General features: G+C 66.1%; 17 protein-coding genes. 8 read left to right on the top strand and 9 right to left on the bottom strand.

Annotated features, from left to right (window positions below):
• Nucleotides 1–5 precede the first annotated feature (5 nt).
• The 5 genes from G5A46_RS17970 to glsA all read right to left on the bottom strand — a co-directional run bounded on the left by G5A46_RS17970 (nucleotide 6) and on the right by glsA (nucleotide 5,725).
• On the bottom strand, nucleotides 6–977 hold the full coding sequence (locus G5A46_RS17970; RefSeq protein WP_163851844.1) for a patatin-like phospholipase family protein: 972 nt from the start codon (nucleotides 975–977) through the stop codon (nucleotides 6–8).
• 255 nt (nucleotides 978–1,232) lie between these two features.
• On the bottom strand, nucleotides 1,233–1,544 hold the full coding sequence (locus G5A46_RS17965; protein WP_204318801.1) for a hypothetical protein: 312 nt from the start codon (nucleotides 1,542–1,544) through the stop codon (nucleotides 1,233–1,235).
• 138 nt (nucleotides 1,545–1,682) lie between these two features.
• On the bottom strand, nucleotides 1,683–2,393 hold the full coding sequence (locus G5A46_RS17960) for a response regulator (RefSeq protein WP_163851842.1): 711 nt from the start codon (nucleotides 2,391–2,393) through the stop codon (nucleotides 1,683–1,685).
• The gene (locus G5A46_RS17955; protein WP_163851840.1) at nucleotides 2,390–3,796 is read right to left on the bottom strand and encodes an ATP-binding protein; all 1,407 of its coding nucleotides are present in this window, start codon (nucleotides 3,794–3,796) and stop codon (nucleotides 2,390–2,392) included. The genes G5A46_RS17960 and G5A46_RS17955 overlap by 4 nt, the downstream gene beginning before the upstream one ends.
• A 75-nt stretch (nucleotides 3,797–3,871) precedes the next feature.
• Complete coding sequence (gene glsA, locus G5A46_RS17950) at nucleotides 3,872–5,725, bottom strand: glutaminase A (protein ID WP_163851838.1); 1,854 nt, start codon at nucleotides 5,723–5,725, stop codon at nucleotides 3,872–3,874.
• A gap of 296 nt (nucleotides 5,726–6,021) precedes the next feature.
• On the opposite strand from glsA, the gene G5A46_RS17945 reads away from it, so the two are divergent.
• The 8 genes from G5A46_RS17945 to G5A46_RS17910 all read left to right on the top strand — a co-directional run bounded on the left by G5A46_RS17945 (nucleotide 6,022) and on the right by G5A46_RS17910 (nucleotide 13,864).
• Nucleotides 6,022–6,783 carry a DeoR/GlpR family DNA-binding transcription regulator gene (locus G5A46_RS17945; RefSeq protein ID WP_163851837.1) on the top strand — a complete coding sequence of 254 codons (762 nt, stop codon included), beginning with the start codon at nucleotides 6,022–6,024 and terminating at the stop codon, nucleotides 6,781–6,783.
• Complete coding sequence (locus G5A46_RS17940) at nucleotides 6,780–7,904, top strand: ABC transporter ATP-binding protein (protein WP_163851834.1); 1,125 nt, start codon at nucleotides 6,780–6,782, stop codon at nucleotides 7,902–7,904. The genes G5A46_RS17945 and G5A46_RS17940 overlap by 4 nt, the downstream gene beginning before the upstream one ends.
• Complete coding sequence (locus G5A46_RS17935) at nucleotides 7,901–9,154, top strand: ABC transporter substrate-binding protein (protein WP_163851832.1); 1,254 nt, start codon at nucleotides 7,901–7,903, stop codon at nucleotides 9,152–9,154. The genes G5A46_RS17940 and G5A46_RS17935 overlap by 4 nt, the downstream gene beginning before the upstream one ends.
• A gap of 55 nt (nucleotides 9,155–9,209) precedes the next feature.
• Nucleotides 9,210–10,103, top strand: coding sequence for a carbohydrate ABC transporter permease (locus G5A46_RS17930; RefSeq protein ID WP_163851830.1), 894 nt, complete (start codon nucleotides 9,210–9,212; stop codon nucleotides 10,101–10,103).
• The gene (locus G5A46_RS17925) at nucleotides 10,100–10,900 is read left to right on the top strand and encodes a carbohydrate ABC transporter permease (protein WP_163851828.1); all 801 of its coding nucleotides are present in this window, start codon (nucleotides 10,100–10,102) and stop codon (nucleotides 10,898–10,900) included. The genes G5A46_RS17930 and G5A46_RS17925 overlap by 4 nt, the downstream gene beginning before the upstream one ends.
• Before the next feature lie 96 nt (nucleotides 10,901–10,996).
• Nucleotides 10,997–11,653: a metal-binding protein ZinT gene (locus G5A46_RS17920; RefSeq protein ID WP_163851826.1), complete on the top strand. Its 657-nt coding sequence runs from the start codon at nucleotides 10,997–10,999 to the stop codon at nucleotides 11,651–11,653.
• Between the two features lie 198 nt (nucleotides 11,654–11,851).
• Entirely contained in the window at nucleotides 11,852–12,145 is a 294-nt protein-coding gene (locus G5A46_RS17915; RefSeq protein WP_239521080.1) for a DUF6525 family protein, read from the top strand.
• A gap of 60 nt (nucleotides 12,146–12,205) precedes the next feature.
• Entirely contained in the window at nucleotides 12,206–13,864 is a 1,659-nt protein-coding gene (locus G5A46_RS17910; protein ID WP_163851824.1) for a flavin-containing monooxygenase, read from the top strand.
• Between the two features lie 71 nt (nucleotides 13,865–13,935).
• On the opposite strand, the gene G5A46_RS17905 is transcribed toward G5A46_RS17910, so the two are convergent.
• From G5A46_RS17905 to G5A46_RS17890, 4 genes are read right to left on the bottom strand one after another with little or no spacing between them, the layout of a single operon-like run.
• Nucleotides 13,936–14,739: an ABC transporter ATP-binding protein gene (locus G5A46_RS17905; RefSeq protein ID WP_163851822.1), complete on the bottom strand. Its 804-nt coding sequence runs from the start codon at nucleotides 14,737–14,739 to the stop codon at nucleotides 13,936–13,938.
• Nucleotides 14,732–15,706: an ABC transporter ATP-binding protein gene (locus G5A46_RS17900; protein WP_163851820.1), complete on the bottom strand. Its 975-nt coding sequence runs from the start codon at nucleotides 15,704–15,706 to the stop codon at nucleotides 14,732–14,734. The genes G5A46_RS17905 and G5A46_RS17900 overlap by 8 nt, the downstream gene beginning before the upstream one ends.
• The gene (locus tag G5A46_RS17895; protein ID WP_163851818.1) at nucleotides 15,706–16,545 is read right to left on the bottom strand and encodes an ABC transporter permease; all 840 of its coding nucleotides are present in this window, start codon (nucleotides 16,543–16,545) and stop codon (nucleotides 15,706–15,708) included. The genes G5A46_RS17900 and G5A46_RS17895 overlap by 1 nt, the downstream gene beginning before the upstream one ends.
• Nucleotides 16,546–16,548: 3 nt before the next feature.
• Nucleotides 16,549–17,577 carry an ABC transporter permease gene (locus G5A46_RS17890; RefSeq protein ID WP_163851816.1) on the bottom strand — a complete coding sequence of 343 codons (1,029 nt, stop codon included), beginning with the start codon at nucleotides 17,575–17,577 and terminating at the stop codon, nucleotides 16,549–16,551.
• Nucleotides 17,578–17,626: the final 49 nt, after the last annotated feature.

The following is a 17,626-nucleotide window of genomic DNA, read 5'->3' as shown; positions in this document are numbered from 1 at the left end:
CATATTCAGCGCCAGCAGGTGCCGCGCTGCGCCGCCTCGTAGCCATGGTGATAGACCCGCTGCATGTAATCGGCGGCGAACCGGTCCGAGGCGCGCCACGTGCCACCGACCTCCGGCGCGACCGACGCGACGCGGGTCGCAAGCCCATTGCGTGCGGCCGCCTTCCGCGCGGTGGACACACCGGCCTTCGCACTGGCGCGGATCATCGCCGTGATCGCCTGTTGCGAAAGGCCCAGCGGCGTGGATCCGACGTCCTGCGGCGCCGGGTCCAGCGTGTTGTTCACCACGATATGCAACGTCCCGCCTGAAGAGACCGGCCAGCCCGCGTCAAAGGCGGCCTCCGGAAAGGCCAGGAACTGCATGATCACACCGCCGTCGACATGGGTTTCGTGATGGCGCCCCCCGTCGCGGTCAAAGGCGATCCTGACCGCGGGAAACAGCCCCGGTATCGCCGAGGACGCGCGCAGCACCGCCCGGAACAGCGTGACATCACCCGCCGCCGCGATGGCGCCCATGTTCCAGACGACGGCCTGCGAGGTTTCAAGGTTGGTCGTCACCACCAACAGCCGCGCGCCCTGAGCATGGCGTGCGGCCACGGCCCGGATCAGGCGCGGCGGGGTGTAATGGGCGATCAGCGCGGCCAGCGGCGCGGTATCGTAGACCGCCTCGGAAAACGCCAGGCCGATAGTGCGCATCCGCATCATGTCGCCGCTGTCGTGGGTCAGGAAGATGTCGCGAAGGGTGGCATCATGCGCAGTCCCGAGAAAGGCGAAAGGTGCAATCAGCGCCCCCGTCGAGATGCCGGTGACGATGTCGAACTGCGGGCGCGTCCCGGCGGCGGACCAGCCATTCAGCACGCCTGCGCCGAACGCCCCGTCCTCGCCACCGCCGGACAGGGCCAGGAATTGCAGGTCGCGGGACAGTGTACTGGCCGGGAGGTGCCGGCGCCATGTGGCCACATCGGCGTTAGCGGACAAGCGGTATCTGGCCAGCGGGTCGGGGACATCGCGGGGCAAAGGCGCGGCGCGCGGCACTTCGGCCGGGTTCCTGGCACAGGCGGTCAGGACGAGGCCCGCGGACAGGGCGCAAAATCGGCGCCGGGACAGGGGCGGGGGACGGGAAGATGATCCGGGCAACTGGGCGATCCTGTACAATCAGGCAAGGTCTGCGCTGGCGAATGCGTGCCACCGGGACCGGGGCGGCGGCCCCGATGGCACGGAGAAAAGGCGGGGTCAGCCGCGTTCGGCGTCAGCAGGAATGCAGGCCAGCGGACGCTGCGCATCGGGGCTGCGGCAGGTGCCGGGCATCTGGCGATCGTCCAGGGTGACGGAGCAGGCGTCGTTCGCCGCCTTGTCGGCGCAGGCCTCGATTGCCGCGCGCGGGGGGCGTCCGCCGCCGCCCTGGGGCCGGGACTGACCCTGGGCCGATTGGTAGGCTGGTGCCGGGTCCGCCAGGGCGGGCATCACGAAGGTGCCGAGGGATAGCGCCGCCCCGATCAACAGGATGCCGAGGATTGCGATGCGGGTCTTGTAGGGGGTTTTCACGAGGGATTCTCCGGTCTGTTGCAACGCCAGGGACGGCGTCTGCCGGAGGTGTCCCACCTCTGTGTGCAGTCGGATTGCAGGGAATATGGAGCGAGTGTGCAGAGGTGAAAAAAACGCTCGCTGCTGCGCTTGTGCCACTTAGCCCGTCGGTGGTTCGTAGGCGTAACCGACGCCGTAGACGGATCGGATCGGATCGACATCGCCCAGGGCGGCGAGTTTCTTGCGGATGTTGCGAATGTGGCTGTCGATGGTGCGGTCGAACACGTCGGCATCGTCGGGAAAGGCGCTGTCCAGCAGGTGTTGGCGAGAGAACACCTGACCGGGCCGCGCAGCCATGGTTCGCAGCAGCGCGAATTCGCGCCGCGTCAGGTCCAGTTTCTGGCCGTTCAGGCTGGCGCGCCAGGTCTCCGGGTTCAGCACCAGCCCGGCCTTGGTCGGGGCCGGATCGGCCAGGGCCGGGCGGCGGCGCAGGACCGCCTTGATCCGTGCGATCAATTCGCGGGGTGAGTAGGGTTTGCACAGGTAGTCGTCGGCGCCCAGCTCCAGGCCCAGCAGGCGGTCGATCTCCTCGACCCGGGCGGTGGTCATGATGATCGGCAGGTCGGATCTGGCGCGAATCTGGCGGCAGATGGTCAGCCCGTCCACTCCCGGCAGCATCAGGTCCAGCACCAGCAGGTCGATATCTCCGGCCAGCGCACGATCCGTCGCGTCGGTGCCTTCGGCCATCAGCTCGGCCTGCATGTCCGCCGCCAGCAGGTAGTCGCGCAGCACTTCGGCCAGGGCGCCCTCGTCCTCGACGATCAAGATACGCGGGGGCGGAATACGAGGCGGCAGGCTTCCATGGGTCATGGTGCGGGCTCCGCCAGGGGCAGGTGCAGGCAGATCCGCAAGCCACCCAGATCCGACGGCGCCGCCGAGATGGTGCCGCCCTGCGCAGCCAGCAGCGACCGGCAGATCGCCAGTCCCAGCCCGGACCCGCCATGATCGCGGGAGCGGGAGATTTCGCCGCGGCGGAACCGGTCGAAAATGGCCGGCAGGGTCCGCTCGTCCGGTCGGGGGGCGGTATCGGCGATCACGATCTCCGCGCTGCCCGCCACCGGGCGACAGGTGACGCAGATCCGGCCGGGGCGATCGGTGTAGCGGCAGGCATTGTCCAGCAGGTTGTCCAGCACCTGGCGCATGCGCCCCGCATCGGCGCGTACGAAGACCGGATCGTCGGCCGCGATCGTCAGCGCCAGGCCCTGCGCCAGACCTGCGCGATGCGCGCTGGCGGCGGCCTCCGTCACCAGCCGGGACAGGTCGATGCGGGCGGGCGTGATCGACAATCGCGCCTCGTCGCTGCTGGCCAGCAGGCGCAGGTCGTCAATCAGCGCGGACAGCCGCCGTACGGCGCCGTGCATGGTGGCCAGCGTCTCGGGGCTGGCACGGCGAACGCCGTCCTGCAACGCCTCGATCTCGGCCTGAAGGACGGCTAACGGAGTTTTCAACTCGTGCGAGGTGTCGGAGACCCATTGCCGTTCCCGCTCCCGGCTGGCGTTCAGCCCTTCGGCCAGCGCGTTCTGGTCGGCCATCATCCGCCCTAGTTCGTCCTGTGACCGGGGGGTCAGGCGGTGCTCCAGATCGCCTGCGGCCAACCGCGCGACGTGGCGGGCAACCTCGTGGATCGGGCGCAGGAATTGCCGCGCCGTCAGAAACGCCACAAGAGCGGCGACCAGAACCGCTATGGCGGTGATCACCTGCATGGCGCGCAATTGCCGCGACAGGTACAATCGTCCGGGTTCCGAAGACGGTGCCCCCCGCCCGAAAAGGCGCAGCGTGGCGGACGGACCATCCGGGAGCGGCACGGAAAGATCGGCGTAGCTCTCTCCTTGCGCGCGGCCCGCGATCACCTGGCCGTCGGGCGCGATCAGGATCAGCCGTTGGGGCAGGCGGTCCGGACCGGGCGGGCCGGGCGGTGGGCCCGGCGGCCGGGCGCGCGGCCCGATGGCCCGGTCACCGCCATGTGGCTGATGCTGTTCCACCAGCCGGGCCCAGGCTTCGGGTGCGGCCAGCAGGGGCCAGCTGTCGACGCTGGTTGCCAGCTTCTGCGCGAGGCTGTCGAGTTGCTGCAATTCGGTTTCCAGCAGGTAATGTTCGAACCCGTTGCGCATGTTGTAGGTCAGCGCCCCGACCATCAGCACGACGACCAGAAGGACCGGCATCAGCACGGCGGCCAGGAGTTTCGCGGCAAGGGGCAGGCGGGACCAGATCATCGCCGCGCGATACTTTCAGACTGTGCAGGGAATATGAAGCCGCGACTGGTGCCACGGGTCCGGTGGTGTGCGGCCCTATTGCAAGGCGCGGATCTGGTCGTTGGCGTTGCGCAGCCGGGTGGAGATGGAACGGATGATGTTGGCATATATCGTGCTGAGGATCTGCGGACGGCTGTCTGCCAGCCGCCGGATCTCCTCGACCGCGATGCCATAGGCCAGCAGCCGCGTCTCGGCCCAGACATTGGCCGACCGCGTGCCGCCGTCCAGCAGCGCCATCTCGCCAAAGGCCTGACCCGGCCCCACGGCGGCCACTCGGCGCCCGCGGGTCGGGCCGCCGCCGACATGGATGCTGGCTGATCCGCGCGCGATGATGAAGATCAGCCGCGCGTCGTCCCCCGTCTTCAGGATCTGGCTGCCGGCGTCGAACTGGTAGGTACTGATCAGGGGGCCAAGCGCCTGAAGATCGGCGCGATCCAGCCCCTGGAACAGCTCCAGCTCATCCAGGGCGAGACGCTCGGGCGGGCGGGCCGGCCCCGCCTGCGCCAGCAGGGCGTCCTCCGCCTGTTCCAGCGCATGATCGAGAGTGCCTGCAAAGCGGCACAGCCCCGCCTCCACCTCGGCGGTGAAGGCGTCCTGAAACCCGGTGAGGTGGGGATTGGTCCCGGCCTCGGTGAAATCGACGCGGCAGCCGCGCCGGGCCAGGTCATGCACCAGCTCCCGCAACAGCGTCCGCGCGGCGGTGTCGGCATAGGCCACCCTCCGCAGGTCCACGATGACCAGCTTTGCCCCGCCACTGCCATCCGCGATTTTGCGGATCAGCCGTTCGGCAGAACCGAAGAACAGCGGCCCCTGCGTTTCCACGATGGCGATCTGGTGGCCCAGCTCTGCCAGCAGCTCCTGGTCTCGATGCCCCCGTACCCGGTCCGACCGCACCTCGTCCCCGCGATAGCTGCGCCGCACCACGTTGCGCATGTCCGACCGGTCGACATAGGCGTGCAGGCTGAAATCGCGGGACATCCGTTTGCAGACTTCGACCCCGCGCACGGAATTGCCGACACTGTCCAGACGCGGGGAATAGACACAGATGCCCAGCTGGCCGGGCAATACGGCGATGATCCCGCCCGACACGCCGCTTTTGGCCGGCAGGCCGACGTCGAACATCCATTGGCCGGCATAATCATACATGCCGCAGGTCGCCATCACCGATAGCACGTCGCGCACCGTACCGGGCGACAGCACGCTCTCTCCGGTCATCGGGTTGCGGCCATGGCCGGCAAAGGTCGCGGCCATGACGGCCAGGTCGCGGGTGGTGGTCAGGATTGCGCATTGCCGGAAGTAGAGATCCAGCAGATCTTCGGTCGGACCGTCGATCATGCCGCTGTTCAGCATCATGTAGGCGATGGCGCGGTTGCGGTGCCCGGTTTCCTTTTCCGACAGATAGACCCGTTCATCCACGCTCAGCCGGCGCCCGGCAAGGCGGCTGAACAGGTCCAGCTGCTCGGCGCGGCGCGCCTCGGCCGTGGGGGCGGAAAGCATTTCGCACATCGCGATGGCCCCGGCATTGACCATCGGGTTGTAGGGCCGGTTGTTGACGTCGTCCAGGACGATGGAATTGAACGGATCGCCCGTCGGCTCCACCCCGACCTTGCGGCGGACGGCGTCGATGCCGTGGCTTTCGATGGCGCCGGCAAACATGAACGGCTTGGACACCGATTGGATGGTAAAGGCCCGGTCGTCGCAGCCGGCGGAATGGATGGCGCCGTCGACGGTGGCTAGGGTGACGGCGAAATCCTCGGGCAGGGCAGAGGCGAGCTCAGGAATGTAATCCGCCACCGCGCCGTCGGTATTCGGTGAAATGTCGTCCAGCAACCGGCGCAGGTAGCTTTCGACCGGGCCGGGGCTGGCGGTAATCGGGTGTGCGGGCGTCATGTTCTGCAATCTGTAAAATTTTTTCCAGACCTTGCGGCAAGGCGCCGCCAGACCGCAAGCCAGAGCTGGCCGGGGGCAAAACGGGCCCGGCTTTTCCCGGTGCCTGTTGTGCAAATGCCTGTTTTTCGGGCGGAGCTGTGGCAGCCCTCCGCCCCGATCGCAGAGCGTCCTTGCCGTCCAGGCCGGGCGCAGCAGGACAAAGTATCCGGGATAGTCGTCAAAACCCGCTCGAATGAGCGGAATCGTCATCAACACGTTACCATTTCACGCTCATATGAGCGTGAAAAGAGGGCGCGATGGACAGACAACTTGCCATTCTGGAGGCGGCGCAGACCCGCGGACGTGTATCGGTGGACGCCCTGGCGCGGGAGCTGGGCGTCTCGGCCCATACGATCCGGCGCGATATCAACACGCTGTGCGAACAGTCGAAACTGCGGCGCCTGCATGGTGGGGCAGAGTTCATCGAAGGTCTGGACAATCTGCCCTACGGCACCCGCAAGATCCTGAACGTGCAGGCGAAACAGGCGATCGCGCGCAAGACCGCCAGCCTGATCCCCGATGGCGCGATCCTGTCGTTTTCCATCGGCACCACGCCTGCGCTGGTCGCCGCGGCTTTGGGCAATCACCAGGGGCTGACCATCATCACCAACAACCTGAACGTGGCGATGACCGCGTCGGAAAACCGCTCCAACAGGGTGATCATTCCGGGCGGGGAACTGCGCCTGCCCGATCGCGACATCCTGGGCCAAAGCGCGCGGGAGATGTTCGCGGCCTACCGCGCGGAATTCGGCATCTACGGGGTCGGTGGCGTCGATGACGATGGCAGCCTGCTGGATTTCCACGAGGAGGAAGTGCAGAACCGCCAGGCGATCCGCGCCAGCGCCCGCAAGTCGATCCTGGTGCTGGATCACAGCAAGTTCGGCCGTCACGCCGCCGCCTTTGGCGGGCATCTGCGCGACGCCGATCAGGTGGTGATCGATCAGATGCCCGATCCGCGGTATCACCCGTTGCTGGACCCGCTGGGCGCCGCGCTGATCGTGGCGGAGCCCGAGGCATGAGCGGCGCGTTTCTGGAACTGGACCGCGTGACCCGCCAATGGGACGGGCAGGGCGGTGTCTCGGGGATTTCGCTCGACCTGGCAGAGGGCGCCTTTCTCTCCATCCTGGGGCCGTCGGGTTGCGGGAAATCCACGCTGCTGCGCCTGATCGCCGGGCTGGAGCAGCCGCAATCCGGGCGCATCCTGCTGCGCGGGCAGGACGTGACAGGCGCGCCAGCGTCCAAGCGTGACCTGTCCATGGTCTTTCAATCCTACGCGCTGTTCCCGCATCTGACGGTGGCAGAGAACGTGCTGTTCGGCCTGAAAGTGCGCCGCGTGCCCCGGGCCGAACGCACCCGCCGCCTGGACGAGGCGCTGGCGCTGACCGGGTTGACGGGGCTGGGCGGGCGCAAGCCTGCGGCCCTGTCGGGCGGGCAACGTCAGCGCGTCGCCCTGGCGCGGGCGGTGGTGTCGGACCGGCGCCTGTGCCTGATGGATGAACCGCTGTCCAACCTGGATGCCAAGCTCCGCAATTCCGTGCGCCGCGACATCCGCGCGTTGCAGCGGCGGCTGGGATTGACGGTGGTCTATGTCACCCATGACCAGGGCGAGGCGATGAGCCTTTCGGATCAGGTCGTGCTGATGAACGGCGGACGGATCGAACAGATGGGCACCCCGGCGCAGCTTTATGACCGTCCCGCCAGCACCTTTGCTGCGGAATTCATCGGAGAGCCGCCCATGGCCCTGATCGACGGCGCCGCCCTGGGCCGCGATGCGGCGCTGACCATCGGCATCCGGCCCGAACGGATCACGCTGGCCGGCGAAGATACCGCCGATCTGACCGCGCAGGTGGCCGATACCGAATTCCTGGGCGCCGAGACACTGGTGTCACTGGACCATCCCGCCGCACGGGGGCTGGCACTGATCCTGCCCGGCATCGCGAGGCTGGAGCCCGGTGCACAGGTGGCTTTGCGCCTGCCCGAACAGGATCGGCTCCTTTTCGACGCCCGAAGCGGGCAGGCCAAAAAGGAGCCGCAGCAGAATCCCGCGACGCGCATTCGCCAAAACACCGCGCCGCGCGATGGCCGAGAGGCCCCCGTTCCAACCGAAGCAACCCCCGGTTCACAAAGGACATTCCCATGACCCGCTTTTCTGCTGTGGCGACCATTCTCGCCGCGACCACGGCCCTCGTCAATCCGGCGGCCGCCGAAACCGAACTGACCATGTATTACCCGATCGCCGTCGGCGGCCCGCTGACCCAGGTGGTGGACGGCATCGTCGCCGACTTCATGGAGGAAAACCCCGACATCAAGGTCAACGCGATCTATGCCGGCAATTACGACGACACCCGGATCAAGGCGCTGGCCGCATTGCAGGCCGGGGAACCCGCGCAGCTGGCCGTGATGTTCTCCATCGATGCCTATGACCTGATCGAACAGGATCTGATCGTGCCCTTCGACGATCTGACCCAGGATACCGCCTGGCTGGGCAGCTTCTACCCCGCGCTGATGGCCAACGGCCAGGTTGAGGGCAAGACCTGGGGCGTGCCCTTCCAACGCTCCACCATCGTGGCCTATTACAACAAGGACATGTTCCGCGCCGCCGGGCTTGACCCGGAACAGGCCCCCACGACCTGGGACGAGATGATCGAGATGGGCAAGGCCCTGACCAATGATGATCACTACGGGCTGATGATCCCCTCCACCGGCTATCCCTACTGGATGTTCCAGGCTCTGGCGATCCAGAACGGCAAGGAGCTGATGTCCGACGACGGCACCGAAACCTACTTCACCGATCCCGCCGTGGTGGAGACACTGGACTTCTGGAAAAGCCTGTCGGCCGATCATGGCATCATGCCCGCCGGCACCGTGGAATGGGGCACCCTGCGCCAGGCCTTCCTTGAGGGGGAGACCGCGATGATGTGGCATTCCACCGGCAACCTCACCGCCGTGCGCAACGGTGCCGAATTCGATTTCGGCGTTGCCATGCTGCCCGCGCAGGAACGCCTGGGGTCGCCGACCGGCGGCGGGAACTTCTATGTCTTCAAGGATGCCACCCCCGAAGAGCAGGAAGCCGCCGTCGCGCTGATCCAGTTCATGACCGCGCCGGAGCAGGCCGCCGCCTGGTCCATCGCCACTGGCTACATGGGTGTCTCGCCCGCCGCCTACGAGACCGAGGCGCTGCAAGCCTATGCCGCCGATTTCCCCGCCGCGCTGGTGGCCCGCGATCAGCTGGAGCACGCGGTTGCCGAATTCTCCACCTTCGAGACGGCGCGGGTGCGCGACGGTCTGAACGCCGCCATCCAATCCGCGCTGACCGGCGAGAAGAGCGCCGCCGACGCGCTGTCCGAGGCGCAGACCGCAGCCGAACGCCAGCTGCGCCCCTACAAGTAACCCAGCTGCGGGGGGCGGCCGTCGCGGCCCCCCGCACCCGACCAGGGCCCAGATGATGACCGATCTTTCCCAGGCAGAGCAGCGCCGGCGCGCCATCCACGGCTGGCTGTTGCTGTCGCCCGCGCTGGCGATGCTGGGCACCTTTGCATTCTACCCGTCGGTCGCCACGTTCTGGACCTCGCTCTGGTCGCGGGGCACACGGCGGCGGCCTTCGGAATTCGCGGGGCTCGAAAATTACCGCGCCCTGCTGGAGGATCCGACCTTCTGGAAAGTGGCGTGGAACAACCTGCTCTATGCCGGGACGACGATCCCGCTTTCCATCGCCATCGCATTGGCCATGGCGCTTTGGGCCAATTCGAAGATCCCGGCCCGCAGCTTTGTCCGCACCGCCTATTTCACACCGACGGTGCTGCCGATGATCGCCGCGGGCAATCTGTGGCTGTTCTTCTACACCCCCAGTTTCGGCATCATCAACAAGGTGGGCGCCCTGTTCGGCGCCCCGGCGGTGAACTGGCTGGGCCAGCCGGAAACCGCCCTTTGGGCGATCTGCCTGGTGACGGTCTGGAAGGAAAGCGGGTTCTTCATGATCTTCTACCTGGCCGCCCTGCAAACCATCCCGCCCGACCTGAAAGAGGCCGCCGAGATCGAGGGCGCCAGCCGCTGGACCTATACCCGCCGCATCGTGCTGCCCCTGCTGATGCCCACCACCCTGTTCATTCTGGTGAACGCGATGATCAACTCGGTCAAGCTGATCGACCACCTGTTCATCCTGACCAAGGGCGGACCATCCGACAGTTCCAAGCTGATCCTCTATTACATCTGGGAAAACGCCTATGCCTATTTCGATCGGCCAGCCGCCGCGGCGATGACTGTGCTGGTGCTGATCGGCCTTGGCCTTCTGGCGGCGTTCCAGTTCACCGTTCTCGACCGCCGGACCCATTACCGATGACCCGTCTGATCGAACCCGTGCTGGCGGTGGCACTAGCGATTCTGTGGATCTCGCCGTTGCTGGTGGCGGTCTGGGCGGCGTTTCACAACGTTTCCGACGCGATCAACTTTCGCCCCACCGCGCCGCTGACGCTGGACAACTTCCGCACCGCCTGGGAAGGCGCGCCCTGGCTGCGGTATTTCCTGAATTCCTTCCTGCTGGTCACCTCGATCCTGATCGGGCAGTTCGTGCTGGCGACGCTGGCGGGTTTTGCCTTTGCTCAGGTGCGGTTTCGCGGGCGCGACGCGGTGTTCACGCTGGTGTTGCTGCAATTGTTCATCCTGCCCGAGGTGCTGATCGTGGAAAACTACCGCGTCGCCGCGCGGCTGGGCCTGCTGGACACGATCCTGGGGATCGGCGCGCCCTACATGGCCTCGGCCTTCGGGATCTTTCTGATGCGGCAGGCGTTCAAGTCCGTGCCCAGAGATCTGGACGAGGCCGCCCGGGTCGAGGGCTGTTCCCTGTTGGGCGTGCTGTGGCGGGTCTATGTTCCGGCGGCGCGGCCCACCTATATCGCCTATGCGCTGGTGTCGGTGGCGACCCATTGGAACAATTTCCTGTGGCCGCTGATCGTGACCAATACCGACAGCGCGCGCCCCCTGACGGTGGGGCTGTCGATCTTTGGCGCGCCGGAGAACGGGGTGGATATCTCGGTCATCTCTGCCGCGACGCTGATGGTCGTGGCGCCGCTGCTGATCCTGTTCCTGGTGTTCCAGCGCCGGTTCGTCCAGGCCTTCCTGACAGCGGGGATCAAGTAGGGCCCTTGCCATTCCGTCATAGCCCCGGTACGTGCGACTGATGATACGTTATAACATAATGAATCATCCTTGAACGACCTGAACAGGACCGATCGCATGACACAAGCTTACCCCATGGCCGCCCTCGCCCTTGCCACCGGCGCGATGCTTGCCCTCGCTCAGCCCGCAATGGCCGAAAGCGACAGCCATGACCACGCCCATTCCCATGATCACAGCGCCGAGGAGATCTACAAGGGTCATTTTGATGATGATCAGGTTCAGCCCCGCGCGCTGACCGACTGGGCCGGTGACTGGCAATCGGTCTACCCGCTGCTGCTGGACGGCACGCTGGATCCGGTCTTCGCCGACAAAGCCGTGCATGGGGACAAGACAGCCGCCGAATACACCGCCTATTACCAGACCGGCTATGCAACTGATGTCGACCGGATCGAAATCGGGGCCAGCCACGTCACCTTCTTCCGTGACGGAGTGCCGGTACAAGGCGAATATGCCAGCGATGGCCAGGAAATCCTGACCTATTCCGCCGGCAATCGCGGCGTGCGCTTCATCTTTGCCAAGACGTCGGGCGATGCGGCGGCGCCGGCGTTCATCCAGTTCAGCGATCACCGTATCGCGCCGGAGAAATCCGACCATTACCACTTGTATTGGGGCGATGACCGTGCCGCCCTGCTGGCGGAAGTGACCAATTGGCCGACCTACTTTCCGGCCGGGTTGAGCGGCAGCCAGGTCGCCGAGGCGATGATGGCCCACTGATCCCTGCGCGCGGGCACGCCTGTCGTGGCGTGCCGGCCCTGCCGGGGGTTCTGGTCCGACAGATCCGATCTTGCCGATGCCCGATACCATCCTGAACCACCGCGCGGCCCCGCCTGGGCCGCTGCTTTTCCCGCGCTTTTTCCGTTGCCGCGTGGCTGTTGCCCCTGTGGCCCGGCGCGCCGTCGGAAGGTGGCGCCGATGACGCGCGCAAACATGGCCACCACCCTGAAGCGCCGCCGCCGCTCAGCGGATCCGATGGCGACCTATGACAGCCTGCCGCCGCCGTTGCGGCGCTGGCTGGCGGGTGCGACCCTGCCCTGGTCACCACGCTCCGCCCTGCGGCTGTGGCGCCGGTTGGCCCGCGATCACGGCCCGGATGCGGAGGCCATCCTGTCCCGTCTGACCGAGATCGAGGCCCGAACCCTTGCCCGCGACCGGCTACGCCCGTCGCATCCCGATCCCGCGCCGTCCGGGACCGGGCTCAGCGCCTGATCTGATCTCGCGCCCGACCAAACGCCGCAAGGACCGGTGCCAGCCCGGTCGCGGCCGGTCATGCAGGACAACACCGCGAAGCAGATCCAGAAGGTCGACGTTCTGGTCGTCGGCGCGGGCTTTGGCGGCATGTACGCGCTGCACAAGTTTCGCGAAAAGGGTCTGCGCACCGTCGCGATCGAAGCCGGGGCCGGCGTCGGCGGCACCTGGTACTGGAACCGCTATCCCGGCGCCCGCTGCGACGTGATGACCATCGACTACAGCTATTCCTTCTCGGACGAGATCCAGCAGGAATGGACCTGGTCCGAACGGTTCTGCGCCCAGGGCGAGATCCTGAGCTATGCCAACTTCGTCGCGGAGAAGCTGGACCTGCTGCGCGACATCCGGTTCGGCACGCGCGCAAATGTCGTGGAATTCGATGACGCCACACAACGCTGGCGGATCGAGACGGAGCAGGGGGACATCTACGACGCCAAGTTCTGCATCCTGTCCACCGGCCCGCTGTCCGTGCCCAAGGGCGTCGCCATCCCCGGCGCCGACAGTTTCGAGGGGGAGCTGTACCTCTCTGCCCGCTGGCCGCATCACGATGTGGAGCTGGACGGCAAGCGCATCGGCGTGATCGGTACCGGGTCATCGGGCGTTCAGATCGTCTCGGTCGTGGCGCATCAGGCCAGCCATCTGCATGTGTTCCAGCGCACGCCCAGCTTCTCCCTGCCGATGCGCAACCAGAAGCTGGATCCCGACTACGTCGCGCAGGTCAAGAAACACTACAACGCCATGCGCGCGGTCACCCGAATGACCTTCAGCGGCGGCACCCGGCCGGCGTCCTCCCGCCCGTTGTTCAGTGTCACGGTGGAGGAACGCAACGCCATGCTGGAAGAGGCCTGGCAGACCGCCGGGCACAACCTGCTGGGCATCTTCTCCGACCTGCTGCTGAACAAGGACGCCAATGACGTGGTGGCCGATTTCGTGCGCAAGAAAATCGGGGAAACGGTCAAGGATCCGCAAACCGCCGAAAAACTCATGCCCCGGGGGGAGCCGATCTTTGCCCGGCGTCCGTGCCTGGACACCAATTATTACGAGGTCTTCAACCAGGACAACGTCACCCTGGTCGATTGTCTGACCACCCCGATCGAACGGATCACTCCGAAGGGCGTGATCGTCGATGGCAAGGAAATCGAACTGGACGTGATCATCGCCGCGACCGGGTTCGACGCGCTGACCGGGGCGTTGCTGTCCATCGATATCAAGGGCCGCGCGGGTGCCAGCCTGCGCGAGAAATGGTCCGAGGGCGCGCGGTCCTACCTGGGCATGACGATCCAGGGCTTTCCGAACCTGTTTACCACGGCCTCGGTCAACGGTCCCTCGGCGCTGGCCAATTTCATCCTGCTGAACGAGCAGAACGTGAACTGGATCAGCGACCTTGTCGACCATATGACGGCGCAGGGACACGATACCGTCGAAGCCACCGAGGCGGCCGAAGATCGCTGGATGGAGCGTATCGCCCAGCTGGCCAGCAAGTCCCTGATGCCCAAGGCAAACACCTGGTACACAGGCACCAACATCCCCGGCAAGCCGCGCAGCTTTCCGATGTATGCCGGGGGTCTGGGAAAATATACCGAGGATTGCCAGAATGTCGCGAACAACGGCTACGAAGGCCTGATCTTCGGCAGCCAGTCCGCGACACCCGCCACCCACAAGGCCAGGGAAACCGCCTGACCGATCGGCAGATACCGGTTTCGGCGGGCGCGGAACATTTCGCGCCCGCGAAGGTCATGTCCCGCCGCCGGTCAGGGCCCCGGAACCCGGCGCTGGCCCAGTTGCGGGATCGCGGCAATCAGCTCGCGGGTGTAGGCCTCCTTCGGATCGGCGAACAGCGCCGCGACCGCCCCTTCCTCCACCAGCTTGCCTTTTTGCATGACCAGGATCCGATCCGCGATCAGGTGCACCAGGTTCAGATCGTGGGTGACAAAGACATAGGTCAGGTCAAGATCAGCGCGCAGTTGCATCAGGGTCTGGATCACGTGGGCCTGCAAGGACGCGTCCAGCGCCGATGTCGGCTCGTCCAGGATCAGCAGCTTGGGGCGCAGCACGATGGCGCGGGCGATGTCGACACGGGCGCGCTGGCCACCGGACAGTTGATGCGGAAACCGATCAAGCAGGGCAACCGGCAGGCCAGAACGTTCGGCAGCCGCCGCGATCAGCGCCGGCGCCTCGGCGCGCTCCTCGGCCGTGCCCAGACAGCGGATCGGATCGCCGATGATCCTGGCCGCGCGCCACCTGGGGTTCAGGCTGGCCAGCGGATCCTGGAACACCATCTGGATATCGCGCCGCGCCGCCGCCCGGGCAAAGCGCGATCCGCTGAGCCCGGCCAGATTGGCCTTGTCGAACCAGACCGAGCCTTCGGTCTGGGGCAGCAGTCGTGCCAGGATCCGGGCAAGGGTGGACTTGCCCGACCCGCTTTCACCCACCAGCCCCAGGATTTCGCCCCGCTTCAACTTGAACGAGACGCGATCGACCGCGCGCAGGTGCCTGCCGCGCCCCAGGGGGAAGTCTTTGACCAGAGCTCCAGCTTCGAGAAGGGTGTCAGTCATGGGGGAAAAAGCACCTTGCTACATGCGCCCGGTCGGAACGCGCCTCGGGGATCGCGCCGTCGCGGCAACAGCGTTGCACGCGGGGACACCGATCGGCGAACCGGCAGGCAGGCAGATCGTCGCGGCGCAGATCGGGAAGGCTGCCGCCCATCGGCTTCAGCTCGGCCGCGTTGTCCTTGCCATAGGGCATGGAATCCAGAAGCATTCGCGAATAGGGGTGGCGCGGATGGACAAAGACCCGGTCGGCGGGTCCGTCTTCCAGAACCTGGCCCGCGTGCATGACCACCGCGCGGTCGCAATAGGCCGAGGCCAGTGCCAGGTCGTGGGTGATGAACAGGACGGCGACACCGCGCTGGCGGCAGGCGGACATCAGCAGGTCCATCACCCTGATCTGGGTCGTGACATCCAGCGCGCTGGTCGGTTCGTCCGCGATGATCAGCTCCGGGTCGCACAGCAGGGCGGCGACGATCATGATGCGCTGGCACATGCCACCCGAGAGTTCCGCGGGATAGGCCTGCATCCGGTCCGCCGCCTCGTGAATGCCGATCTGGTTCAGCATCTCCAGCACCCGCGCCCGGCCCTGCCGGCGCGACAGCCGTTCGGGGGAATGGGTGCACAGGATGTCGGTCAGCGTCTCGCCCACCCGGCGCAGCGGGTTCAGGGCCGACTTGGCGTTCTGAAAGATCATTGCGACGCGGCGGCCCCGGATGGTCTGGAACACCTTGTCCGGCATCTTCTGCATATCCGTGCCGTCCAGCGCGATACGGTTCGCCCGGATCCGGGCATTGGGCCCGTTCAGCCGCAGGATCGACATTCCGGTGATCGATTTGCCCGAACCGCTTTCCCCCACCAGCGCGACGCATTCGCCGCGCTGCACGGACAGGTCCACGCGGTCCAGCGCATGGACCAGCCCGGCGGGTGTCTCGAATTCCAGCGTAAGCTTGTCGATATCCAGCATGAGGGTCATCAGCTTCTCCTGCGCGGGTCGGAGATGTCGCGCAGCCCGTCGCCCAGCAAGCTGAAGCAGAACACGGACAGCACCAGGGCAAGACCGGGAAACAGGACGGTCCACCATTCCCCCGACATCATCATGGAAGCCCCCTCCTGGATCATGATCCCCCATTCCGGCGTCGGCGGCGCCACGCCCAGCCCGATGAAGGCCAGGCCCGAGGTGTTCAGGATCGCCCAACCCAGGTTCAGGGAAATCTGCACGATCACCGGCGGCAGAGAGTTCGGCAACAGGAACCGAAAGATCACCGAACGGTCGGAATTGCCATTGATCAACGCCGCCTCGACATAGCCGATCTCCCGGCGGGAGGCCGCCTCGATCCGGGCGAGGCGGAAGTAGAAGGGAAAATTGATGATCGCGGTCGCCAGCACCACGGATTGCACCGAGTTCCCGAACACCGCGACCAGGGCCATGGCCGCGACAAACAGCGGAAAGGCCATCATGACATCGACGATACGGCTCAGGATCCCATCAAGCCATCCGCCGAGATAGCCGGAGATCGCCCCGACCGAGATGCCGGCCAGCGCGGACAGGCCCACGGCCGCCACGGCGATTGCAAAATCCAGCCGTGTCGCCACCACCACCCGGCTGAAAATGTCGCGCCCCAACTGGTCGGTGCCGAACCAATGCGCGGCGGAGGGCGGTTCCAGCACCTCGCGCATGGAGGTGGCAAGCGGGTCATAGGGCACGATCAGCGGCCCGAACACCGCCAGCGCGAACAGCAGCACAATGATCCCGGCGGCGACGCTGGTCGCCACATTGCGTCGCAGGTGATACAGCGTGGCACTCCGGGCCATGGTCTACCCTTTCACCTTGTAGCGCGGGTCGATCGCCGCGGAGAGAAGATCGATCGCAAGCGTCATCAGCACGAAGAGCACGGCAACAATCAGGACGAAAGCCTGTACCGGGGCATAATCCACGCCGGTCAGCGCATTGACCGAATAAGAGCCGATTCCGGGCCAGGAGAAGAGCTTTTCGATCATGATGTTGGCACCCAGCATCGTCGACAGGACCATGCCCATGGTGGCCAGCACCGGCAGCATGGCGTTGGGCAGCGCGTGTTGCAGCAGGATCCTGCGGCGTGACAAGCCATAGGCCTGCGCGGATTTGATGTAATCGCTGTCCAGCGCGTCGATCATGCCGCCGCGCATCATCCGCATCAGCGGCGCCACCGCGAAGATCGCCATGGAAGCGGCCGGCATGATCATCTTGGCCACGGCTTCCCGGAACAGCGGCCAGTCGCCGATCAGCGCCGTGTCGACGGTCATCAACCCGGTGACGGTGGGCGGCGCGATTGACCAACCCGACAGGCGGCCGATGGGTTCGGGGCCGATGCCCAGCAGGAAGTAGAAGACAAAGATCAGGATCAGCCCGAAGAAGAAACCCGGCATCGCCGCCGAGACAGAGGTGACGACGCGGGCCAGCTGGTCGATCCAGCTGTCGCGGTATAGGGCCGACAGCACCCCGATCGGCAGCGCCACGATCAGCGACAGCGCAAAGGCAAAGATCGCCAGTTCCAGCGTCGCGGGCAGGCGTTCCTTGAAATCTTCCAGCACGGGCTGCCCGGTGATCATCGAATTGCCGAAGTCGAGATGGGCGATATTGCGCAGGTAGATCAGGAATTGCTGGGCCAGTGACTTGTCCAGCCCCATCGCCCGGCGGATCGCGTCGATGTCCTCCTGGCTCATGTTCGGGCCGGAGGCATAGGCGATGGCCGGATCTCCCGGCAGCGCACGGATCAGGACGAACGTGACGACGACGACGCCGAACAGGATCGGCAGCGCCATCAAGAGGCGCCAGGCGATCAGGCGAAGGGTCCGATGCTTCATGTGGGCTCTCCTGGGCGCGGGGGTAGCACGGGGCCGCCGCAGCGGCCCC

It is taken from the genome of Pseudooceanicola aestuarii, assembly GCF_010614805.1.
GTDB classification, from domain to species: Bacteria; Pseudomonadota; Alphaproteobacteria; order Rhodobacterales; family Rhodobacteraceae; genus Pseudooceanicola; species Pseudooceanicola aestuarii.
The sequence above is the reverse complement of the archived record's forward strand: the minus strand, read 5'-3'. Positions and strand labels throughout refer to the sequence as shown.